Origin of the sequence: Kamptonema animale CS-326 (assembly GCF_028330895.1) — a bacterium.
In the GTDB taxonomy this organism is placed as follows: domain Bacteria; phylum Cyanobacteriota; class Cyanobacteriia; order Cyanobacteriales; family Microcoleaceae; genus Kamptonema; species Kamptonema formosum.
In genome coordinates, this window is the sequence record NZ_JAQMUA010000164.1 from 1 (window position 1) to 21,086 (window position 21,086).

Genomic DNA, 21,086 nt, shown 5'->3' on the forward strand with positions numbered 1-21,086 from the left:
CCTCCTTGTCTTTTTAAAGATGAAAAAACCTTCTAGACCAAACCTACAACGCAAACAGTCTGATAATAAGCCCTTAAAACTAAAGGGTCGCTATCTGGACGATAAACCGGCTTCTCGCGTCGAGCTAAAATCTCGTTCAGGGAATAGTAGCGTAACAGGGCCGATTAAGCGATCGCCCCATGCTGCTCAATCTCATGAACTCCCCATGCCAGTTGTTTCTAAAAGGGGCATAGTCAGAGCTGGGAATAGACCAGAGATAGTAGAAAAAAGCCATATTAAAGATAGCGGCCCCCTTGACGAAACAGCCGCTAATCTCTCAGACGAAGAGACAGAGCTAATTTACGGTCGCCATAGCGTCCAGGCCGCTCTGGAAAAAGAGCGAACTCTTAATCGGATCTGGATTACCCCCCAACTCCGATACGATCCCCGGTTTCATAGCTTGGTCAATCAAGCTAAAGCCAATGGCAGCATTGTTGATGAAGTTGACTTCCGCCGACTGGATCAAATTACCGATCGCGCCATTCATCAAGGTATAGCCGCTCAAGTCTCTGCCTACGACTACAAAGAACTTAGCGAGTTGATCGCTCACGCTAAATCTGCTTCCGAGCAGCCAGTGCTGGTAGTTGCTGAGGGTCTAAACGATCCCCACAATTTAGGAGCAATTATTCGGACAGCAGAAGCTCTGGGATCGCAGGGAATGGTGATCCCGCAGCGGCGAGCTGTGGGGATCACTGCGACCGTGAGAAAAGTAGCCGCAGGAGCTTTAGAGAATTTCCCCGTAGCCAGAGTTGTCAACCTCAGCCGCGCCTTAGAAGAATTGAAAGCGGCTGGTTTTTGGATCTATGGCACTGCCGCAAAGGAGGGCAAAGCCATACACACAGTGCAGTTTACTGGAAAGTTAGCTCGACCAGTAGTTCTAGTTGTAGGCAGCGAAGGTGACGGTTTGAGTCTTTTGATACAGCGCTGCTGCGATGAATTGGTTTCAATTCCATTAAGGGGTAACACTCCGAGCCTTAATGTCTCAGTAGCTACTGGCATGGCTCTTTATGAGATTTATCGTCAACGTGGTCAATTAGGTTTCACCTTAATAAATAATCAGGGTGATTGAAAAAAGAAAGGCAACAAAGTATAACAAAGTGTAAAGAACGAAGGCTCTCTGAGTTCCCGTAGCACCCCGGAAAAAATCAGCAAATTGATACAAGAATCATGAAAGAACTCTTAATTAGCTTGCTCAACTTCTTTGGACTGGCATTGTGGGTGGAAGTCGTGACTGCGACTCCCCGCTGCACCTACTACTTTGGCCCTTTCCTGACGACTGCGGAGGCTAAGGCCGCCAAAGTTGGTTACATTGAGGATTTGGAAAATGAAGGGGCTCTAGGTATCAGTGTGTCGCTTAAACGCTGCAAGCCAGTCGATTTAACGATCGCAGATGACTTGGGAAAGATTGGTGAGCCAGGGGGCTGGCCAGTATTTAGCGGTCAGTCATAAAATTAGAACTCCTGCGATCGCGTACTTCCCCCAGAGTGGCTGTCAATCCAACGGTCAATGTCAGCAAGTAATTGATCTGGTATCTCCCAAGGAAAAAGATGGGCTGTATTCGGATAACACTGCCACTGAGCATCTTTGAGGTGACGGGCTGTTTCTAAGCTTGACTCAGAGGTGATGTGGCGATCGGCTTCACCTGCCAGAATTAAACAGGGACATTCGATCTGGGATAATTCCGCCAGTCGGTTGTATCCGGTTCTAAGGGCTTTATTTAGTGCTCCAGTGGCGGCGCTAGAGGTCTGTAAGTAGGCGGGAGTAGCATCGGACGCTAAGTATCGGTAGGCTGTGGCTGTGTGTTGCTGGATTAGATACCTGAAGAGCGAGCGTTTGCCAAAGGTGTTGATATTCCACTCCCAACTGGGGATCAACCAGTTGATGATTCCGGCGATACCAGTGTAAAGATAATCATCCCAGGCGATCGCAGGATGATTTCCTCTCGGTCTAGCAGCGGTAGCTACTAAAATGAGACCCGTAACTCGCTGTGGGTAGCGGATAGCCAATTCGAGGGCTAAAATTCCTCCGAGTGACCATCCGAGTACCAAGCACTGCTGAATGCCAAATCTATCTAGGAGTGCTTCGAGGTCGGCGAGGTGGTCTTCCATGTCAAAATTTTCAGTAGTACGGCTGCTACCGTAGCCGCGCAAGTCGGGAGAAAATGTCTGGAAACGCTGAGATAGGCGATCGGTAAAAACGGACATACATTGACCGGAACCGGGATGGCCATGCAGACAAAGTATAGGAAAGCCTTTGCCTTTGACATTAACGTTAAGTTGTAATACCATAACTTATCTATTTTTTAGGTGTAATTTGTATATTTATATTCATAGTAATTACCTGTAAAATCGAGCAGATTTAATACGAGTTCGATACTCCATAAGTGTTCAAAAGTTGTATTATAAACATCCTGCACATCTCGTTTTTGCCAGGTACATTCCCAAACACCTGTAGTATTATTAAAACTGAAACCAGAGAAATCCCTTACCTCTCTACCAGTATCACTTTCATAGTCTAGTTTTCGACAACCATAGTATAATTTATCTCGATCGATCTGCCAATCACTAAAATAACTTACCCATGTTGAACAAGATATTTCCGGCTGCATTGGCTGCATATTTCTACTTGTAGAACCTGTAGGCAAAGAATTGGTGATTACAGTTTCTTCGTAGGAATAGGAAAGTTGAATCCGCCGATCTCCGTAGCAGAAATATCCTAGTGTTGTACTAGGATTATAATTTAGCAAAAGAGGTTTTCGATCGCTTTCATTAGGTTGTAAAGGAAGTTCAGCAATCAAGTATGAGGTAATTTCCATAATATTAGTTCTATAGCAACCGCCATGATAACTATTGATAATTTTATACTTGGGAGGACTTACATAACGCCGCTTTAATTTTTAATTTAAAAAAGCTGTTTGTTGCGGATAATATAATCGGCAATTTTAGTAATGCACTGGCGGATTTGTAAATCCCTACCGCTGCGATTATCAATTACAGTAATAATGTATCCCTCACCGTCAATACTCATCGCTAAAGTAGTACCAAGAACTAAGGAGTTTTCACCTGTTTTTTCTCCTAACCACTTAGCCTGAGTTCCTTCCAGCGCAGCAAATCCCAATTTGCGATCGTACTGGCGACTTAAAGCATCTATTAATACCGAATTTCCGGGCATTTCGTGGTTATAAATTTGCACCATCATTTCCGTAAGTTCGTTGCTAGTCATGCGATTAGGGCCAGAACCAACATTAAATGGCATAGTTCTCTCCCCCATTAATTTGGAATGAACGCGAGTGACTTGATAGCCTCTATTTTCTAAAACTTGGTTAATGTAATCTGTCCCTAAATAATCCATTAATTCATTAGTAGCAATGTTGCTGCTGTGGTCGATCATTTCTTCTACTAAAATCTTTAGCGGATAACGTTTTCTAGATCGGATTTCTGATGCGTCTTCCGTGTAATTTCCGGGATTAACGTAGACTTCTTCGTTAATATTAATTTTTTCTTTAGTGACTTTGTGCATAAGTGCCACTGCGACTGGCACTTTTATTAAACTAGCTGGACTTCTAGGAGGCTGATTGCCTCGGAGGTGAATGCAGTTTCTAGAAAGACGACAAATAGAGATCATGGCTTCCTTAGACAAGCCACTTTCTAGGGCGATTCGCCCTAAAAGTTCTGATTTGGCAGCATTTAATTCATCGTTAGCGGTGTCTAAGTTTCGTTGATATTCTTGAATTTTAGAGTTTAATTTTGATGCTAGAAATGAGTTTTGAGGAATTTCTCGCAGGTTATTGATGGCTTGTTGCCAGAGAAATTGTGCTTGTTGCTTGGTGGTAATAGACTGGTTTGGTAGACTTCCTATTTCTGAAGCTTGTTGGGCTCGACTGATTGCTTGTTCCCAGTTGTCATTTGCCCTTTGTTCTGAGAGAATTTGGACTTCAACGATCTGAAGATTTTGCCGTAGACTTTCGACAGTTTGGGGGGAAGGTTGGGGAAGGATGGAGGAAAAAAAGCTGGGCTGGGTTGGGGGGGATGGGTTTTCTAGTTCAGAGATGAGGCGATCGCGCATTTGGTAGAGTTCGGAAAGCGATCGGATGTTGGATGGTTGTGAGGTAGATTTTAGGATTGTTGCTATCTGTATCAATCCGATGCCGGTGGCGATGGCTAAAGTTTTAGTTAGGTTTAGTTTTAAACGTGCAGCCCCCATTGTTGACCTCTCACACAATAATAGATTTTATCTAAGCAGATAATGTGCCTGAAGTCAATAGAATTAGGGCATTTACAATATGGGATCTATTTTCACGCAATTTCTTGAAGTAAAGTTGATTTCATTATTCAAGTTTTAATTAGTTTTTACAAAATGTCGAGTTTAAGATGGTAACTATTAATTAGTAAAATGTTCAAGATCGAGATAGCGATCGCTTCTTTTAAAGTTATGATATAATTACTGAGAGTTTACAACTAAACTTGTCCACTTCTTTTAATAAAGGAGTAAAACCCGTGAAAATAGAAGAATTACTGCAAACAAGAGGAATTATTCACCGCGATCCAGAAATTATGAGCGGTGTACCTGTATTTGTCGGCACCCGCGTCCCCCTAAAGACTTTTTTCGACTACCTGGAAGGTGAAAGCGGTTTCACAGAATTTATTAATGATTTTCCTTACTTAGAAAGTCAGGCAATTAAAGTATTAGAAAATCTAACTAAGATGATGCTCTCGCTAGAAAGTAATAATAATGCTTATACTGCTTGATGAAAATCTATTAAGTCAAAAACTCAAGCAACCTTTCTTAGACGAGGGTCATTCAATCAGCAATGTTTATGACATGGGGTGGAGAGGCCTAAAAGACAGGGAAATTCTGGATAGATCGGAGAGTCATCCTTTTGATGTTTTTATTACCGCTGATAAAAATCTCCCCTATCAACAAAATCTAGGAAGTCGTTTGATTAGAATTGTGGTATTAGATTGTAGCAGTACAAGACCAGACCATCTTCTACCTTTGATGAGACAAGTTAGCACTATGATATTATCGCTGCCAGTAGGTTCGGCAGTTCGTATTAATGATGCTGGGGATATTGTTTCGATTCTTCCTTGAGCGATCGCTGTTTCGCCCTTTTTCAAATAACCTAAAATAGCGATCTCTCCTCCCTTTTTGCCTTCAACCAATTTGTTAAACTATTATAGTTACGCTTCAGCGCTCTCCAAATGCTAAAGCGCAACTACTTACCAACTATTAAGAACGCAGGCGACTATAAGATACCCTCACAGGACGACAATGACCCGCATAACAATCTAAATCCAATTCGTGCCAGTAAAGAGTCGGGACACCCCAACCCCGTTGACCTGCGTGCTCTTTTCCGAGTAATTGGTTTTCCAAATAAGCGCTAGGAGACTCGTGTTTATCTTTCCGCCAATAGGGAACTGTAAAGGAACCAAAAGCGTGACGATACTCTTCTGAATCTACCAAAGCTGATATCATTGCTCCTACTCCCTGACGGATAAGCAACTCATCGCTTCCTCGCATTTCCTCTTCATTTTGTGGCGAACGTCCTAGAAAATGCTTAAAAGCATTTTCAATGAATTTAAGATTAGAACTGTTTTCGTAAAACCGCTCCAAATAAACTGGACAAAGTGCTAAGGTTTTGAGAAAGTGCCGAATGCCAATCTTCCCTTTAATAAAAGATGTCTCTAACTCCGCTAACTTGCGACGTTCGGCTAAGTATGGTTGGCGTTCTAATACCTGCTGATAAATTTGTTTTATCATCAAGGAGCGTTCTTCAGCAGAAGCTTGTTGATTGGCTGTGATTCGTGTTTGTAATGCCATTGTCTTTACTCCCAAGTGCATTTTGATATTGTGTCAAAACCATGAATTCAGTAATTGTAGATTCCTTACAGAATTCATATTTTCCTTAACTTTATTTGCACCCTTCTAGCTAATGTCTTAAATACTAAATGATCGAGCGATCGCTTAAACTTTGACTGCGCCTCGCTGAACTGTTGCCATCAGTTTAGCTGGTTTGTCTAAAGCTTGCAAAACGATATCTATGTAAGGTAAAACTAACTGGCTAGCTGCTGTTGGTAGTTGCTCTTTAAGAATTTCCTCCAGGCAACAATAAGCTTTGAGACAAGGAAGATTCTTCTGATGAGCCTCCAGAATATTTGCTAACCACAAGCCTAGGCATTCTTTAAAAAACTGTTGGTCATCCCGCAGAATTGCCAGGGCTGTGATGCAAATAGTCATTTTCATGTCATATATACAGCGCTGAGAATGCTTTTGCACAATATCAGGGTGTACTAACATGAATTTTTTCATCGCCTGCGTTACCAGACTATCGGATTTCTCTCGTAAAAGTTCATAAGTTTTTGACCTGACAGAGAATGTTTGCACATACCGTTGCATTGCCTGAAGCTCTGTACTATTGAGATAGCGACCATCACTTTGATTGATTACAGTTTCCCAGGCGGCATTAATTCCGGGCATTTTCACAGCCTCTTTTTTGACTTATTACTTTTAATTTGATGCCAAAATGATGATAAGTCAAGGGTTTGATGCAATTGTTAATATTGTGAAAGAATCATAAAGTTATCGATTTGCCCAATCTTCTCCGAGCCGAATGGTTAAGTCTGAAGCGATTTCACCTGTAGAATTTGCTTCAATTTTGCCGCCGCCTAAAGCTTTTTTGAGGATGTCGGCTGCTGCTAAGTCGCCACGCTGGACGATAATCTGGCTCTGGCGCTGTCGGTCTGGCCAATCTTCGGCGACTGAGATATTATCAAATCCTTTGTCGGCGAGATATGTGGTAAGGCGTGTGGCTGCTTGGGGATTGCTGGAGGCGTTTTGGATGGAAATTTTGAGGTCGCGGGGCAAGATGGGGTCGTATTCGCTGCGCGATCGCCCTGTGAGTGCAAAATCAGGAGTGCCAACCTTAAAAAATTGGGACATAACGCGATCGCGTCCTGCGGGGTCTACAATCCAATAACTCCGAAAGTCTTCCTCACTAGAACTCGAACGACCAGGTAACATCACCATTTTGAAGTTATCTCGATCCAATTGCAGACCAAAATTCCCCAGAGTCAGGATTTCCTCAAAACTGAGATTGGTGTCAACGTACTTTTGCATCACGCGGATAATTTGCGGTAAACGGGGAAGCGTTGCGGGACTGCTAAGGCGTTTCCAAACAGATTGGATTAAACTTTGTTGTCGCTGGATGCGGCCAATATCTCCTAACCCATCATTGCGGAACCTAGCAAACTGATCTGCCTGTTCTCCATTCAGGGTTTGCCACCCTTGCACTAAGTTAATATTTAACTGCTGGGCGTTGTCCGTGTAGTTCATCGCACGGGGTACGAATACGTCTACGCCGCCTAAAAGATCGACTAATTCCCGAAATGCACCCGTGCTTACTCGGACATAACGCTCAATACGCAAATTATTGAGAGTATTACTAAGGACTTTGGCTGTTAAAGCTTGGCCCCCTTGAGCGTTGGCTTCGCTAATTTTGGTTTGACCAATTCCGGGAAGCTCTACTTGGGTATCTCGTGGGATGGAGAGCAAGTTGATAGAGCGATCGCTAGGATCGATTCGCACTAGCAATATTGTATCGCTGCGACCGTTAAAGGCTTGGGAAGAATTGGGGGAGGCTTCTGGTACGCGATCGACTCCCATGACTAAGATATTAACAGGGCGAGATAGGCGGTATTCAAGGCGGTTGGGCGCTCCCGTGAATGTGTCATAGGAGTCTAGGGCCTTCGAGATGATTTCAGGCTCTACGGGGGCGATCAGAGCGGTAATTGCGCCAAAAATTGCTCCAAAGGTGGCTGATGCAGTGGCGATTAATAATAGGAGAAAAATCCAAAACAGCGATCGAGCTACCTTGGGTTGTGGGCGTGAGGGAATCATAGGTCTTAAATTTTAGATTTTTGGTTTTAGATTTTAGATCGCGTGGGATAGCGGGGGAGGGGGCAACGGTGGAGCGTTGATAGCAACGGATCGGAATGTTAATATTAGGGCAGATTTAGTATCAGAGGGCGAGTTAGAAAAGTTGCAAAACTTAGACCTGAGAGGGTAATCAGGTCAGCGATTTTAACCACTTCCCCTTTTTAGTCAAGCTGTTTAATTATAAAATACGCTCTCATTTCCCCATTACCGAAATTTTTTATGACTAGCAAGGAAGAGGCGATCGCGAAGATAGAAACAATTTTTAATGCCGCATCCGATCGCTTTGATGCTCCAGCCTTATCTTTCTGGAGTCGTTTTGGGCAACAAACGATCGATCGACTTTCGCTTAGTTCTGGAGATCGTATTTTAGACGTTTGTTGTGGGACTGGTGCTTCTGCAATTCCCGCAGCAATATCTGTAGGTGCGACTGGACAGGTGCTAGGTATAGATATTGCCGAATCCTTACTGGAACTGGCACGCAATAAGTCACAGCAGCAAGGTCTTGAAAATATAGAGTTTCGCTATGGCGATTTTGAAAATCTAGGGCTACCCAGCGAGAGTTTTGACGCGATTGTTTGTGTTTTCGGGATTTTCTTTGTTCCAGATATGATTGCAGCAGTTCGAGAACTTTGGCGAATGGTTCGTCCTGGGGGGAAACTAGCGATTACTTCCTGGGGAGAGAAAGTGTTTGAACCTGCTAACCAAATATTCTGGAATGCGATTGAGGCTGAACGCCCAGACTTGGTTAAAAAATTTACACCCTGGGATCGTATTAGCGATCGCGACTCGCTCAAGGCACTCCTAGAAGCGGGTGGCGCAACACAGATAGAGGTTTTCGCCGAAGCTGTCACCCATGAACTGGCTTCTCCTGAAGATTGGTGGACGATGATTTTGGGTGGGGGACTCAGGGGTACGATTGACCAATTGAACTCAGCCGCAAGGGAGCGTGTGCGACAAGCGAATTTGGAATTTCTGCGGACTAACGAAGTTCATAAACTGGAGGTAGATGTCTTGTATGCGATCGCGCAGAAGTAAGTCATTCGAGGCTGCTAACAAATTCAGGACTAACAACTAAGTAGTCCGACATAAATAAACGCTATAAATTGTAAGGTGGGCGCTCGCCTCTCTCAAGAATTAAAAATGTAAAATTAAAAATTAAAAATTTAATTAATTTCCTTTTTAATTTTTAACTTTTAATTTTTAATTGGATTTAGCTATGAGTTACAGGCTTGTTGCGGTGAGCGCCAACCCTACGTTTAATTATGTCCGACTACTTATATGGCAGACATTTGTTTTACCAATAGAGAAAAAATTCAGGAAATCATCAATACATCAAGTCGGCTTAAATATCTTCTGACTTTTACGTATAAAATTTCGCTCTATGATATCGTTTCCGTTCGAGTAGATGGTGACAACTTCAAGATCGATGTCAATACTGAAGCAGATATGTTTCGTTTCAAAGCCAAAAGTTTAGACAATGTAATAATGAAAAATCCTGAAAGCGAGATTATGGAATTAAAATTCGATCCAGCATTAGCGCAAGCTATTTACAACATTGTTGATGAATATGTGTAGAAGGAAGAAGGAAGAAGGAAGAAGATAGAAGGAAGAAGGCTTTGCCGCGATCGTCAGCCATTTTGCTATTAAAATTAAATCATGCAAACTCTAAAATCCTAAATAAATTATGATTCCTGTTATTCTCGCTGGTGGTAAGGGTGAACGTTTTTGGCCGTTGAGTCGCAAACATCGACCAAAACAGTTTTTGAGTCTGGATGGCAGTGGTAAGAGTTTGTTGCAAGCTACGGCTGAGCGTTTATTGCCGTTAGCTGGGGGTTGGGATGGTTTGTGGGTGGTGACTTCTGCACAGTTGGCGGATGGGGTGCGGGAACAGTTACCCTTATTGCCGGTGGAGAATTTGTTGGCGGAACCGGAGGGACGCGATACGGCCCCAGCGGTGGCGTGGACTGCGATCGAGACTTCTCGGCGTTATGGTGAAGATGCGGTGGTGGGATTTTTCCCGGCGGATCATTGGATTGCAGAACCGGAGGTATTTGAGGCGACTTTGGCGGCGGCGGCTGAGTTGGCTGTGAGTAGGGATGCGATCGCAACTTTGGGAGTAAAGCCTAGTTATGCTTCGACTGGCTATGGCTATATTGAGCAAGGTGAGGAAATTGGTAGTTTTGGGGGGTTCCCTGCTTATCGGGTGGCGAGGTTTACGGAAAAGCCGGATTTGAAAACGGCTGAGGAATTTTTAGCTACGGGTAGGTTTAGTTGGAATGGGGGGATTTTTGTATTTCGGGTGGGGGTGGTATTGGCAGAGTTACGGAGTTATGTACCGGAAATGATGGCGGCTTTGGAAGCGAAGGGTGCGGCGGCTTATCACGATTTGCCGAAGATTAGTATTGATTATGCGCTGATGGAGAAGACGCAGAAGGCTTATGTTTTGCCTGTGGCTTTTGGTTGGGATGATTTGGGGGATTGGAATGCGATCGCGCGTTTGTTGCAGGGAGATAAGGCGAATGTGGAGTTAGCAAATCATGTGGGAATTGATACGAGTGGGGGAATTTTTTATGCGGCGGATGATGCTGAGGTAATTGTGACTATTGGTTTGGAAGATGTGGTGGTGGTACGAGATGGAAATGTGACTTTGATTGTGAAGAAAGAAAGGACTCAGGAGATTAAGCAGGTGTTAAAGGTGTTAGGGGAAGATGCGACTTTGAGGGATTTACTTTAATATAGTAAAATGTACTTGAGAATGAGAGGAGTAACTTTTTATGGTGAAGTTTCTGAGACAGGTTTTAGTTTTCAGTTTGGTAATTCTGTTTGTTTCCTCTTTGTTTATTACATCTGCTGAGGCCCGAAATCGAACAGGAAGTCACCGAAAAGGTGGTTCTAATAGTCACGGGAAAGGAAGTCATTACGAAGGTGGGCATTTTACTGAACAAGTGAGTGATTCCACTACCGTTAACATGACCTCGTATCCTAAGTAAATCTGAGATTAGCACAATCACTAGGGTGCGTCAGACGCTAAAACCTGATGATCTCGATCAATTCCTGTGTCTAACACACCCTACAAGTGGATTAAAGAAAAGATGGGGGGTTGTTAACAACGATCGCCCCCATCTTTTTTTACCACAAAACATCTCAAACCTCTCTAGGTATGGTTTTTGACAGGGTAACAACCCCATCAGACCAGCGGTCAAAACCAAGCAACTTACCAACTTCAGAATTTTTCCACAAGGCTTGTCGTTGAGCATGAGTCATTATGACATTTGTACCTACCTGAATTTGCTCAGGGGTCAATATGCGTAGGGACTCCGCATTCTTGCTCTTGTCTGCGGCAGAACTCTGCTGCTTGCTCTCTTGAGAATTTAAAGACATATCCATCTTCTCCTGGGGCGAGGTTGGTCGCTCCCACATAATCCATCTCTATTGTATATCTATAATAGTCAAAAGCTGAATCCAGTGATTTCAGTAAGATTAGCGTATCACTTACACCACCTGAACAATATCGCAGACCTATTTGTGTCGCATACCAGATTAGCCATTTTCCGATAGGTTCTATCAATCTGTTAGATTTCGTACCTGCACTCGCAGGGTTAGCTTCTAGATTTTCAATTTCTAGTGTCTCCGGCGAACCAGGGTAAGGATAGAGGGTATATCTCATTAATCCCCAGACTTGTTGTTGATACTCCAGCTTGATTATGTTTTCCAGGTCAAACTCTGTGTTTTGCCAGATATCTGGCCAGCTACAAGTCCAATTAATCGGCATATCTACTGCTGTTGCAGGGGAAAGTATCGCCTCTTGTTCGCCATCAGTTTTAGTTCTGATTTGCACCTGATATGAACCGATATCTACCATGTATTAATTCTTATTATAGTGCCTTATAATATTAACATATAATAGTGTTTTAAAGAAAATAAAACTAGGCAGATTTGATATCGTTCAGCCATTCGGTGAAGAATTGAGGATTGTTTACCTGAATGATGTTAAATTTTTCTTGAGCTTCGTTGAGTTTGGTAATTGCTTTTGTGATGGCAATTGTTTCAGGCATAATCGATCTGCTCTCTACGACAAGTTTATATTGATTTTAGCGCCAGCTTTTAATCAACTAGACACCGATAAACTTCATTCTCCTTAAAAAAATCAAAATGACTGTAATCCATAATATTATCTAAGATCACATTCTTATCAATTTTTATTAATTTATATTCCCACTTAGAACCGCTAACTTCCCGTTTAATCTGTTCTGAAGCTACCACTGAATTTTTATCTGTACCCGGACAAACTATGCCACTAACTTTTTCTAGTCTCGCCGCCGTATTAATATCTTTTCCATAGGTGCAAGACCTAAAAATATATAAATTACCTTTAGCAATTCCAATCGATAAACCACAAGGTATTTGATGAGTTTGAATAAAAAGTTTCCAGTTTTCACATAGGTTTTCCATTGCTGCTAAAGCTGAGTGAGCTTCGGGAAAAGTTAAAAGATGAGAATCGCCGACAACATTGCGAATTGTGCCGCCGTATTCTTCGCAGATTGTCTTTTCAAACATATCAAAATTCGTCAATAAATATTCTACATCTTGGATAGAATTTGATTCTTGATAGGCAATAAATCCTCTCAAATCGGCTTTAATAACTGCCTGGTTTTTAACAATTCTTGTCTTGTGTTCTTGATCTATTTTGTATACTTTTTCCGGTTCGCTCATTCCTTTTAAGGAAAACTCATTTACAAAAGATGTTTGTACTTCTGCTTTATTAAGTGCTAACCAAGCCGCCTGGGATAAATATATTTCATCGGGAGGAGTTACTGATTCTATTCTTGCTGTCAAGTTAACTGTATTACCAAAGATATCTTTATCCTGGTGCAATACGTCTCCCAAGGTGATTGATACGCGAATTGCTAAGCGGTCATCATCAGTTTTTCCTGACTGCTGTGCCCTCAATTCTTGCTGCATTTCTATGGCTGCTAATGCCGCTGATGTCACGCTGGGAAAAATAATCCAAAACGAATCTCCTTCACCTTTAATAATACTTCCTTCACTTTTAGCACTAATATCTGAAATGAAAATTTTATGTTCGTTTAATAAGCTACTTAAAGCCCCTTGAGATAAGGTTTTTACTCTAGCGGTATACCCGCAAATATCAGTTTTCATTATAACAGTAGAACGCAAATTAGCCATGATTTTTAGACCGCAAACAAAAAGATACAATAATTATTGTAGAGGTGCAATTCGTAGCCCCTGATTAATTGCGCCTCTACAATGCTAATCTGCTAAACCCCGCCCTTTTGTTTCCGCCAGAGTTGTAGCATCCGGTACTTTGTCTGGTGTGTAGTAACCCGCAGCTTTCTTAGCAAGAATTTCTACCTGTGCATCTGCGGGAATCCAATCTTCAGGAATGGGGATGCGCTCAATTACCTCAATGCCAGAATTCTTAATTGCATTATATTTCATATCGCTCATGGATACTAAGCGGTCAATGCGGGTAATTCCCAACCAGTGCAGTACGTCTGGCATCAATTCTTGAAATCGCATATCTTGAGTGCCAGCTACGCATTCAGTGCGAGTGAAATAGGCATCGGCACGATCGCCTCCTTCCTGCCGTTTCCGCGCATTATAAACTAAAAATTTCGTCACTTCTCCTAATGCTCTTCCTTCTTTGCGGAAGTAAACAATAACACCAGCACCTCCCTCTACAGCAGTTTGAATGCAAACCTCAATTCCGTGTACTAAATAAGGCCGACAGGTGCAAATATCGGAACTAAAAACATCGGAACCGTTACACTCGTCGTGTACGCGGACGGCGAGGGGTTTGTTGGGATCAGTAATATTAGCAACATCTCCGATAATATAAACCGTAATCCCGCCAATTGGGGGTAAGAAAATATGTAAATCCGGTCTGGTTACTAACTCAGGAAACATCCCTCCTGTTTGCTGAAAAAGTATCCGTCGCAAATGGCTTTCCTCAACCTTAAGCCGATGGGCAATTCCTGGCAGATACCAGACGGGATCTAGGGCAACTTTAGTTACTACTAAGTTGCCACCTTCTTTGACAATTTTACCATCAATTTGTACTCGTCCTTTTGCTATAGCGTCTTGCAGCTCTGGCATATTAATGTGAGCTTTAGTAATAGCAATTGAGGGGCGAATATCATACCCTTGCTCGTAAAATGTGGCGTAAACTTCGCCTACCATTGCGCCGAAGGGATCGAGGCAGACAATTTTGTGGGGATCGCTCCAACTGGGATGAGGGCCGATGCGTTCGGCGGGAGAGGTATTGGTAAAATCGGGACGGTGATCGGCTTGGAGTGTACCAGATGCGATCGCCAGCGCCCGATAAACAGAGTAGGAACCGGAATGAGTACCGATTGCATTACGGTGAGTTGCCTTGCTGAGCGTGCCAATAACTGGGCCGCGCTTGAGGGGATCGCTTTCTCCCCAGTGAATCGGCATCGATTTTGCGCCTGCTTTGCCGGGATGGGAGGTTAAAACAATATGCTTGGGTTTAGGCACGGTTTCCTGCTTACTATAGATACTGTTGTTAGCTGGTAGGCTACTCGCGATTGAAAACAACCCTCCACCATACTAACAGCATTCTGCTTTTAGAAGTATCGGGTGTAGCCAAATTTACAACGCTCACTTCTATTTTAGCAAGTTTTTTGAACGCCATCTAGATAGACTTAAACTACTTACACGCCTAGACTTCGCTACAGATAATTTTGAAATTGAATTTAGAAAATATTGGGATAATGTTAGAGAAAATTGTGGTAATTGAGGGAGTAGTTTAAAAATAAATAATTGAGTGTCTAGCAAATTTTCTCCAAAAGTAACCACTGATAGGTGCAGATAAAAATAGAGTAGGGGTTAGCTAAAGAAGGGAAGAGAAAGAAAATAGAATATAAAGTCAAGGTTTAAACAACTAAGAATATCTTAATGGTATGAGCAGCTCTATATATGAAAAGTATTACCAGTTTAATACAAATTTCCAATCCATCTTAAGTAATAAAAATAGCAATTTTGTAGTTTATGTCCTAAACGAAACAGAAGTTTAGCGACTAGCTACCACCTGTGTTAAACACAAAGCTCCTCTCACTGTCAGAAGACGTGCAGACACAGCCAATTACGGTCAGTCTATTCTCTTCAAAGGTGGCGTAATTTTAGATACAAAAGGAAGGGTAGATACTCCCTGGATTTCCACCGCAGTAAAAATGTCAGCTCGCGATCGAAAAGCGCGATAAATGGGTTGAAATTGCGTATAGTTCCCTCCACTTACCATACCGCAACAATTGGTGGATTGATTGGCGATCGTAGCAGCGGGATTGCTTAGGATTACTTACGGACTATAGCGCGAGCTGGGGATTCTTCATGCCCTCGGAGTTGTGGTATCGAAGAGCAACGCCGCGTACTTGAATTCACGGCGATAATGTCTAGAAAGTGGATGCCGCCTAAGTTTAGAAGGATAAAATCTTACCTTAATCAAGAGCTTATTTTTTTTTCGTCCAACTAAAATGAGAGTTGAGCTAACAGCGAACACTGCCAGAATTTGCCGCTTAAATTTGCCTGAGATTGGGATTTTCTCTCCCTACAGTGAGAGTTTACACTCAGCGCATTTACTGCTCTAGAGAGATTCTACTTCTGGGGGGAATCGGTATTCTTGTAAAGAGTGCAAGATTGTTCAACGAGAGCGGAGTTTGAATTATGAAAAGTTCTGATTTATCTAAGGTAATTGGTGCTAGTGTGATGGCAGCGGGTTTAGTGATTCTACCTGCTACTCTTCCCGCTTCAGCTCAGAGTAATACCTCTCCAAATACTGACAGCACTACCACCACTACCACAACCCCTCGAGCGGATGTTTATGATACCGATGCCGATAATGACTTCGACTGGGGTTGGTTAGGTTTGTTAGGTTTGACTGGTTTGTTGGGTTTGATTCCCCGCAAACGAGAAGAAACAGTGCATTATAACAGTACCACGAGCGATCGCGATCCAGTTCGCAGCGACTACCGCTAAGGCTCAACTCAGAGGGTAAGTTAACCCGTTAGAGCATGAATAGAAATCGTGAGACCCCCACCGTTGGGGGTTTTTTGTTTTAACAATTAGGGGAGCGATCGTTAAGTTAGGGAATTAGAGGGCTTTTACAAAAAGATATAATTGTATTGAGAAAAGCCTTTGATTGCATCTCCCTAGAAGGATTATTATCCTCTGTTACCTAGAAAGGTATCTACAAATTTTCCCAGCCTAAGTGCTTCAGTTCCTAGTTCGTGTCACAATGATGCTGAGAAATTTTTGGATTTGAAAACCAACATGACCGTACATCCTAAATTGCAACGTGCTTTCGAGCAAGGCAGAGCACTTAAAATTATCAGTGGTTTGAACAATTTTGATGTCGATCGAGTCGCAGCTACCGTTAAAGCAGCGGATCTTGGCGGCGCAAGCTTTATCGATATTGCCGCCGATGTCAATTTAGTGCAAATGGCTCGTAAATTGACAAATCTGCCGATTTGCGTATCTGCTGTAGAACCTGAGAAATTCCTCGCCGCAGTTGCAGCGGGTGCTAATTTGATTGAAATCGGTAACTTTGACAGTTTCTACGCTCAAGGTCGCCGCTTTGAAGCTGAGGAAGTGTTAGCGTTAACTCGCGAGACGCGATCGCTCCTTCCCCACATTACCCTCTCTGTCACCGTCCCGCACATCTTGGAACTCGATCGCCAAGTACAATTAGCTCTAGACTTGGTAAAAGCTGGTGCTGACATCATTCAGACAGAAGGCGGAACCAGCGCCAAACCAGTACATCCTGGGGTTTTGGGACTGATGGAAAAAGCTAGCCCAACTTTAGCCGCCGCCTACGAAATCTCTCGCGCCGTTTCAGTACCAGTGCTTTGCGCTTCCGGGATCTCCAGCGTCACTGCACCTCTGGCAATCGCCGCCGGTGCCTCTGGCGTTGGCGTAGGTAGTGCTATCAACCAACTCAACAGCGAAATTGCTATGGTGGCCGCTGTTCGCAGTTTGGTGGAAGCAATGGCTACGGTGTCGCGATCGCCGATCTCTGCTGTGACTTACACTTCTTAATAATCATGGGGTGCGATCGCACCCCATAAAAATTAAAAATTAAAAGTTAAAAATTAAAAATTAAAAGTTAAAAGTTGAAAATGTGAGAACCTGAGCTTGGGTAAAACCTAGCGAAACCCAACTCTCTATTAACAGTTAACAATTAACAGTTGACAGTTAACAATTAACAATTAACAATTAACAATTAACAATTAACAGTTAACAATTAACAGTTAACATTTTTATTAATCATAATTAAAAAACCAAATCGCGTAATCATCCAATAAATCCCTGTTGGGCGAATCTTCCTCAGTCGCCTCCAAATCGGCAACAGGCAATGTGAAATTTTTGCCATCAGAGACACGCTGCACCTCTACAAGAATACCCACTTCCTCCGAAATCAAATCCTCGAAACGCAGAAGTTTGAATACATCACTATAAGAGGGTCGAATCTTTTTCAGCTTTTCATACTCTTTTTTATTACCACGACCAAAAACAAATTCCTCCTCCCAAACAAATTCTTCTTGCCCCGTAAGATTGCAAGGCATCTTAATATTTTTTTTCAAAAATTCTAAATACTTTTTTAAAGTTTTCTCACTAACATCAATTTTTTTTACATTGAGAATTTTTTGAATTTTATGCTCAAATTCATCTAGGTCAAAGTCGTTTTCTTCTAGATCGTCATCCTCGCCTTCCAGATCGAAAAAGTGAACGTTAGGCAAACTCTCAAACATATTTTTTAGGCTTCTCTCTATGTTTTGCTTTCTTCCTGCTACAATAGTCTCATCAAGCTGAATCGGCTGGAGCTGTGGGCTAGCTGCTGCGGATTTGGTTTTATTTGGTTGATCGTCAAATTTAGACATGACTTTAGCCACTAATGCAGGTTTATTAGTAAAGTATATCTTGGCAGTAGTACCTTAGTGGTTGAGAAATAGGAGCAAGCTATGACGCAATTACTGAACTCATCTGAACCGGAAGTCTACCAGGGACAGTTTGGGGAATTTACGATCGAGGAAAGCGATCGCACCGGAGTTATCATCTATCGCAGCGGCTTAATTGTCGCAGCCATCTGTTTTGCGATCGGCACTGTACTCGTACTTTGGCAAGGTGACAACCCAATTGTACAGCAAGCTTTAACGCCAATTTACGTATGTTTCTCTCTAGCATTAGGCGTTAGCTTAGCCACTATTCACATTTACATGATCCTGCTACACCGCCTCCTTCAACTATTTTGGGGGATCGGTGGTATCGCCGCACTTGTTCTCACCTTACAAAGCAGCGAACCCCTCGCTTTAGCAGTTTATAATCATCCTAGCTCACTCTGGGGTATTGGCTTTACCTTCGCTGCCTTGGTGGGAATTTATTTCAAGGAAGCATTTTGTTTCAACCGTCTAGAAACCAAATTTTTAACACCTGTTGTTCCTTTTCTGATTTTAGGACATATCATGGGTTTTTTGTCAGTTAACAAAGAACAATTTTTGTTAGCATTATGGGCAGTTTTGTTTCTGATATTTGGGCTGAGAAAAGTATTTCAACCCATCCCCCAAGACATCGGCGATAAAAGTGTTTTTGACTACTTACACTCGCAGAAATCAGGTTAATTGGTAATGGGTAATTGGTAATGGGTAATTGGTAATTGGTAATTGGTAATTACTTCTTTAAATCCATTACATAATCCGTTGCCTGATGGGGAAAAAAATAATTGACCTAAATCTGCCAACGTCTTGCCTGCGCTACAGTTTCTTGAATTTAATGCAGAACCACAAATCAAAAAAAACAAATAAAATTCAACTAATCCAGCGAAAAGAGGTATGGGTAATTACATGGCAAGGCTGGATAATTATCATTATATCTTTAATAGCTTCCACGATATTAATAATCGGAAATATTTATCCATTCTTAGCAGTAAATGCGCCAGTAAAAGCTGACGTATTAGTAGTAGAAGGATGGTTGCCAGACTATGCAGTAGATAGCGCGATCGCAGAATTCAAAAAAGGAGGCTACAGTAAATTAATTACCACAGGTTTACCTGTAGGCAAAGGATACTATCTCGCTGAATATAAGAATTATGCCGAACTAACAGCCGCTTCTTGCATTGTACGAGGGCTGGATAAAGATAAACTGATAGCTGTGCCTGCACCCTATGTAATTAAATACCGAACTACCGCCTCCGCCATAGCACTAAAAGATTGGCTGGCAACTTCTGATTTAAAGGTAAAATCGATTAATATTTATACATTGGGAGCTCATGCCCGCAGGAGTTGGATGCTGTTTAAAGCTGTTTTGAGTCCTGAAGTCGAAGTAGGCGTAATCGCAGGCAAAGCGGAAGATTACGATCGTCAGTTATGGTGGAATTCTAGCACAGGATTTCGGACGGTGATCAACGAAGTTATTGCTTATATTTACGCCAGTTTTATGGGCTGGAAAGCTTGAAAGTTGTTAGTTGTTAGTTGTTAGTTGTTAGTTGTTGTGAGGGTACTTATTTGAGCGGAGAACGTGCTTACTGGTTAGCTTGGTCGCAAATAAAAGGTGTCGGGCCAATGTCGCTGCACAGATTACAGCAACACTTTGGTAATTTAACAGATGCTTGGGCGGCAAAACCAGCAGATTTACAACAAGTTAATGGATTTGGTAAGCAGACAATTGAAACAGTCATCGGAGAAAGATCCCGTCTTAATCCCGAACAATTCCTCGAAGAACATCAAAAGAAAAACCCCTGTTTTTGGACACCAGCCGATACGGATTATCCCCGTTTACTATTAGAAATACCGAATCCACCACCTGTGCTTTATTATCGTGGTAATGTGGATCTGAAAGAAAATCAAGGTATTACGCCGACTGTTGGGATTGTCGGCACGCGATCGCCTTCTGAATACGGAAAACGTTGGACTCGTAAAATTAGCACAGCCTTGGCAAAAAGAGGCTTTACCATTGTTTCTGGATTAGCCGCCGGCATTGATACAGAAGCTCATACAGGCTGTTTAGACAGCGGTGGAAGGACTCTAGCAATTTTTGGCACTGGTGTTGATATTGTCTATCCTGCTACCAATAAAAAGCTAGCTGAACGAGTTTTAGAGCAAGGATTGGCTATTAGCGAATATCCAGCGGGAACCAAACCTTATAAAACTCATTTTCCCCAACGCAATCGGATTATTGCTGGCTTAAGTCGGGCGGTATTGGTAATGGAAGCACCGCAGAAATCGGGTGCTTTAATTACTGCTTATCAGGCTAATGATTTTTGTCGAGATGTTTATGTTTTAACTGCGAGATTAGACGATGAGCGCTCTTTTGGATGTTTAGAGTTATTGAGTAAAGGTGCTCATCCTATTTTACCTAGTAACGATCGCTTTTTAAGTGAAGAGCGTTTGTTAGAAATGCTGGGGGCTATACCAAAATTAGATTCTGCTCAATTAAATTCTCCTCAACAGTTGTCCCTATTTCCTGAAAATCCGCCGCCTATTTTAGAGCCAGAATTAGCGAAAGTATTGGAGGCGATCCCGTTTGAATCTACTACTTTTGATTTGATTGTTGAAAGAGCAGGTTTAGCACCTGGATCGGTTTCTAGTGCACTTTTACAGTTAGAATTGTTAGAGTTAGTTTCGCAGTTGCCGGGAATGCGTTATCAACGTTGTTAAAATTTTCAAGGCTTAAGCAAAGGAACCGGGTTTCTCTGAAAAATCTAAAATTCGCGCTAGATGTTTCACCTAAGTGGACGCTCCAAGCTGCTAGAATTAGAGGTTAACCTATATTCCACCCTACATTTATATTTATGTCCCATTACTTACTGTTGCATAACTTTGGCGAACTGGGATAAATTCAAAAAATTATTGCAAAATTGCCAAAAATTTTATCCACAGACATCCTAGAGATGGCAAGACCAGTAAATTTCTCTAAAACCCTTATACTGATTTAGCCATTAAAATTGCTCCTACCAGAGTAAAACTTGATAGGAGCAAATCATTTTTAAAATTTAATCTACTAAACTGGGGCGAAAGGATTCGAACCTCTGAATGGCTGGACCAAAACCAGCTGCCTTACCACTTGGCGACGCCCCAATG

23 protein-coding genes and 1 tRNA gene are annotated in these 21,086 nt (G+C 42.3%); 12 read left to right on the top strand and 12 right to left on the bottom strand.

Annotation, left to right across the window (positions count from 1 at the left end; all coding sequences use genetic code 11):
* Positions 1-19 precede the first annotated feature (19 nt).
* Positions 20-1,108 (top strand): 23S rRNA (guanosine(2251)-2'-O)-methyltransferase RlmB, encoded by a 1,089-nt coding sequence (rlmB, locus tag PN499_RS09695; protein ID WP_272031654.1) that lies wholly within the window; start codon positions 20-22, stop codon positions 1,106-1,108.
* A gap of 98 nt (positions 1,109-1,206) precedes the next feature.
* Positions 1,207-1,488 carry a DUF1816 domain-containing protein gene (locus tag PN499_RS09700; protein ID WP_272031631.1) on the top strand — a complete coding sequence of 94 codons (282 nt, stop codon included), beginning with the start codon at positions 1,207-1,209 and terminating at the stop codon, positions 1,486-1,488.
* A gap of 2 nt (positions 1,489-1,490) precedes the next feature.
* Here PN499_RS09700 and PN499_RS09705 read toward each other — a convergent pair whose 3' ends face one another.
* The 3 genes from PN499_RS09705 to PN499_RS09715 all read right to left on the bottom strand — a co-directional run bounded on the left by PN499_RS09705 (position 1,491) and on the right by PN499_RS09715 (position 4,242).
* Positions 1,491-2,327, bottom strand: a complete 837-nt coding sequence (locus tag PN499_RS09705) for an alpha/beta fold hydrolase (protein ID WP_272031633.1) — start codon at positions 2,325-2,327, stop codon at positions 1,491-1,493.
* Between the two features lie 14 nt (positions 2,328-2,341).
* Positions 2,342-2,854 (bottom strand): hypothetical protein, encoded by a 513-nt coding sequence (locus PN499_RS09710; protein ID WP_272031634.1) that lies wholly within the window; start codon positions 2,852-2,854, stop codon positions 2,342-2,344.
* 86 nt (positions 2,855-2,940) lie between these two features.
* Entirely contained in the window at positions 2,941-4,242 is a 1,302-nt protein-coding gene (locus PN499_RS09715; RefSeq protein ID WP_272031635.1) for a serine hydrolase, read from the bottom strand.
* A gap of 293 nt (positions 4,243-4,535) precedes the next feature.
* On the opposite strand from PN499_RS09715, the gene PN499_RS09720 reads away from it, so the two are divergent.
* Both PN499_RS09720 and PN499_RS09725 read left to right on the top strand, forming a co-directional pair.
* Positions 4,536-4,787 (top strand): DUF433 domain-containing protein, encoded by a 252-nt coding sequence (locus PN499_RS09720; protein WP_007358346.1) that lies wholly within the window; start codon positions 4,536-4,538, stop codon positions 4,785-4,787.
* A complete protein-coding gene (locus PN499_RS09725; protein WP_272031636.1) occupies positions 4,771-5,130 on the top strand; it encodes a DUF5615 family PIN-like protein in 360 nt (119 codons plus the stop codon). Before PN499_RS09720 ends, PN499_RS09725 begins: the two co-directional genes overlap by 17 nt.
* A 138-nt stretch (positions 5,131-5,268) precedes the next feature.
* Here the strand turns inward: PN499_RS09725 and PN499_RS09730 are convergent, their stop codons facing one another.
* The 3 genes from PN499_RS09730 to PN499_RS09740 all read right to left on the bottom strand — a co-directional run bounded on the left by PN499_RS09730 (position 5,269) and on the right by PN499_RS09740 (position 7,935).
* Positions 5,269-5,859, bottom strand: coding sequence for a phycobilisome rod-core linker polypeptide (locus PN499_RS09730; RefSeq protein WP_272031638.1), 591 nt, complete (start codon positions 5,857-5,859; stop codon positions 5,269-5,271).
* Between the two features lie 144 nt (positions 5,860-6,003).
* Positions 6,004-6,516: a globin family protein gene (locus PN499_RS09735; RefSeq protein ID WP_272031639.1), complete on the bottom strand. Its 513-nt coding sequence runs from the start codon at positions 6,514-6,516 to the stop codon at positions 6,004-6,006.
* Positions 6,517-6,618: 102 nt separating this feature from the next.
* Positions 6,619-7,935 carry an LCP family protein gene (locus PN499_RS09740; protein ID WP_272031640.1) on the bottom strand — a complete coding sequence of 439 codons (1,317 nt, stop codon included), beginning with the start codon at positions 7,933-7,935 and terminating at the stop codon, positions 6,619-6,621.
* A 258-nt stretch (positions 7,936-8,193) separates the two neighbouring features.
* Between PN499_RS09740 and PN499_RS09745 the strand changes: the two genes are divergently transcribed.
* The 3 genes from PN499_RS09745 to PN499_RS09755 all read left to right on the top strand — a co-directional run bounded on the left by PN499_RS09745 (position 8,194) and on the right by PN499_RS09755 (position 10,708).
* The gene (locus PN499_RS09745) at positions 8,194-9,009 is read left to right on the top strand and encodes a class I SAM-dependent methyltransferase (protein ID WP_272031641.1); all 816 of its coding nucleotides are present in this window, start codon (positions 8,194-8,196) and stop codon (positions 9,007-9,009) included.
* Between the two features lie 243 nt (positions 9,010-9,252).
* Positions 9,253-9,549 carry a hypothetical protein gene (locus PN499_RS09750; protein ID WP_272031642.1) on the top strand — a complete coding sequence of 99 codons (297 nt, stop codon included), beginning with the start codon at positions 9,253-9,255 and terminating at the stop codon, positions 9,547-9,549.
* A 109-nt stretch (positions 9,550-9,658) separates the two neighbouring features.
* Positions 9,659-10,708 (top strand): mannose-1-phosphate guanylyltransferase, encoded by a 1,050-nt coding sequence (locus tag PN499_RS09755; RefSeq protein ID WP_272031643.1) that lies wholly within the window; start codon positions 9,659-9,661, stop codon positions 10,706-10,708.
* Positions 10,709-11,266: 558 nt separating this feature from the next.
* Here the strand turns inward: PN499_RS09755 and PN499_RS09760 are convergent.
* From PN499_RS09760 to PN499_RS09775, 4 genes are all read right to left on the bottom strand, one after another.
* Entirely contained in the window at positions 11,267-11,836 is a 570-nt protein-coding gene (locus PN499_RS09760; protein ID WP_272031644.1) for a hypothetical protein, read from the bottom strand.
* A 64-nt stretch (positions 11,837-11,900) separates the two neighbouring features.
* On the bottom strand, positions 11,901-12,029 hold the full coding sequence (locus tag PN499_RS09765; RefSeq protein WP_272031645.1) for a hypothetical protein: 129 nt from the start codon (positions 12,027-12,029) through the stop codon (positions 11,901-11,903).
* 49 nt (positions 12,030-12,078) lie between these two features.
* Entirely contained in the window at positions 12,079-13,161 is a 1,083-nt protein-coding gene (locus tag PN499_RS09770; RefSeq protein WP_007354842.1) for an adenylate/guanylate cyclase domain-containing protein, read from the bottom strand.
* An 84-nt stretch (positions 13,162-13,245) separates the two neighbouring features.
* On the bottom strand, positions 13,246-14,493 hold the full coding sequence (locus PN499_RS09775) for a GTP cyclohydrolase II (protein ID WP_272031646.1): 1,248 nt from the start codon (positions 14,491-14,493) through the stop codon (positions 13,246-13,248).
* Positions 14,494-15,678: 1,185 nt separating this feature from the next.
* On the opposite strand from PN499_RS09775, the gene PN499_RS09780 reads away from it, so the two are divergent.
* Together PN499_RS09780 and PN499_RS09785 are read left to right on the top strand one after the other, a co-directional pair.
* Positions 15,679-15,990 (top strand): WGxxGxxG family protein, encoded by a 312-nt coding sequence (locus tag PN499_RS09780; protein ID WP_272031647.1) that lies wholly within the window; start codon positions 15,679-15,681, stop codon positions 15,988-15,990.
* A 294-nt stretch (positions 15,991-16,284) separates the two neighbouring features.
* The gene (locus tag PN499_RS09785; RefSeq protein WP_272031655.1) at positions 16,285-17,049 is read left to right on the top strand and encodes a DUF561 domain-containing protein; all 765 of its coding nucleotides are present in this window, start codon (positions 16,285-16,287) and stop codon (positions 17,047-17,049) included.
* Positions 17,050-17,273: 224 nt separating this feature from the next.
* On the opposite strand, the gene PN499_RS09790 is transcribed toward PN499_RS09785, so the two are convergent.
* Complete coding sequence (locus tag PN499_RS09790; RefSeq protein ID WP_272031648.1) at positions 17,274-17,891, bottom strand: hypothetical protein; 618 nt, start codon at positions 17,889-17,891, stop codon at positions 17,274-17,276.
* An 81-nt stretch (positions 17,892-17,972) separates the two neighbouring features.
* Between PN499_RS09790 and PN499_RS09795 the strand changes: the two genes are divergently transcribed.
* The 3 genes from PN499_RS09795 (at position 17,973) to dprA (ending at position 20,663) form a co-directional block, all read left to right on the top strand.
* Positions 17,973-18,629, top strand: coding sequence for a DUF2301 domain-containing membrane protein (locus PN499_RS09795; protein WP_272031649.1), 657 nt, complete (start codon positions 17,973-17,975; stop codon positions 18,627-18,629).
* 151 nt (positions 18,630-18,780) lie between these two features.
* Positions 18,781-19,461 (top strand): YdcF family protein, encoded by a 681-nt coding sequence (locus tag PN499_RS09800; RefSeq protein ID WP_272031650.1) that lies wholly within the window; start codon positions 18,781-18,783, stop codon positions 19,459-19,461.
* 50 nt (positions 19,462-19,511) lie between these two features.
* On the top strand, positions 19,512-20,663 hold the full coding sequence (gene dprA, locus PN499_RS09805; RefSeq protein WP_272031651.1) for a DNA-processing protein DprA: 1,152 nt from the start codon (positions 19,512-19,514) through the stop codon (positions 20,661-20,663).
* A 348-nt stretch (positions 20,664-21,011) separates the two neighbouring features.
* Here the strand turns inward: dprA and PN499_RS09810 are convergent.
* Positions 21,012-21,083: transfer RNA gene (locus tag PN499_RS09810), tRNA-Gln, on the bottom strand.
* Positions 21,084-21,086: the final 3 nt, after the last annotated feature.

Coding starts and splice junctions, on each gene's coding strand:
- PN499_RS09725 (WP_272031636.1), top strand. CDS start 4,771: ATGCTTATACTGCTTGATGAAAATCTATTAAGTCAAAAACTCAAGCAA.
- PN499_RS09795 (WP_272031649.1), top strand. CDS start 17,973: ATGACGCAATTACTGAACTCATCTGAACCGGAAGTCTACCAGGGACAG.
- PN499_RS09715 (WP_272031635.1), bottom strand. CDS start 4,242: ATGGGGGCTGCACGTTTAAAACTAAACCTAACTAAAACTTTAGCCATC.
- PN499_RS09800 (WP_272031650.1), top strand. CDS start 18,781: ATGCAGAACCACAAATCAAAAAAAACAAATAAAATTCAACTAATCCAG.
- PN499_RS09780 (WP_272031647.1), top strand. CDS start 15,679: ATGAAAAGTTCTGATTTATCTAAGGTAATTGGTGCTAGTGTGATGGCA.
- PN499_RS09730 (WP_272031638.1), bottom strand. CDS start 5,859: ATGGCATTACAAACACGAATCACAGCCAATCAACAAGCTTCTGCTGAA.
- PN499_RS09735 (WP_272031639.1), bottom strand. CDS start 6,516: ATGCCCGGAATTAATGCCGCCTGGGAAACTGTAATCAATCAAAGTGAT.
- PN499_RS09750 (WP_272031642.1), top strand. CDS start 9,253: ATGGCAGACATTTGTTTTACCAATAGAGAAAAAATTCAGGAAATCATC.
- PN499_RS09765 (WP_272031645.1), bottom strand. CDS start 12,029: ATGCCTGAAACAATTGCCATCACAAAAGCAATTACCAAACTCAACGAA.
- PN499_RS09705 (WP_272031633.1), bottom strand. CDS start 2,327: ATGGTATTACAACTTAACGTTAATGTCAAAGGCAAAGGCTTTCCTATA.
- PN499_RS09755 (WP_272031643.1), top strand. CDS start 9,659: ATGATTCCTGTTATTCTCGCTGGTGGTAAGGGTGAACGTTTTTGGCCG.
- PN499_RS09700 (WP_272031631.1), top strand. CDS start 1,207: ATGAAAGAACTCTTAATTAGCTTGCTCAACTTCTTTGGACTGGCATTG.
- PN499_RS09740 (WP_272031640.1), bottom strand. CDS start 7,935: ATGATTCCCTCACGCCCACAACCCAAGGTAGCTCGATCGCTGTTTTGG.
- PN499_RS09710 (WP_272031634.1), bottom strand. CDS start 2,854: ATGGAAATTACCTCATACTTGATTGCTGAACTTCCTTTACAACCTAAT.
- rlmB (WP_272031654.1), top strand. CDS start 20: ATGAAAAAACCTTCTAGACCAAACCTACAACGCAAACAGTCTGATAAT.
- PN499_RS09785 (WP_272031655.1), top strand. CDS start 16,285: ATGACCGTACATCCTAAATTGCAACGTGCTTTCGAGCAAGGCAGAGCA.
- PN499_RS09760 (WP_272031644.1), bottom strand. CDS start 11,836: ATGGTAGATATCGGTTCATATCAGGTGCAAATCAGAACTAAAACTGAT.
- PN499_RS09770 (WP_007354842.1), bottom strand. CDS start 13,161: ATGGCTAATTTGCGTTCTACTGTTATAATGAAAACTGATATTTGCGGG.
- PN499_RS09790 (WP_272031648.1), bottom strand. CDS start 17,891: ATGTCTAAATTTGACGATCAACCAAATAAAACCAAATCCGCAGCAGCT.
- PN499_RS09745 (WP_272031641.1), top strand. CDS start 8,194: ATGACTAGCAAGGAAGAGGCGATCGCGAAGATAGAAACAATTTTTAAT.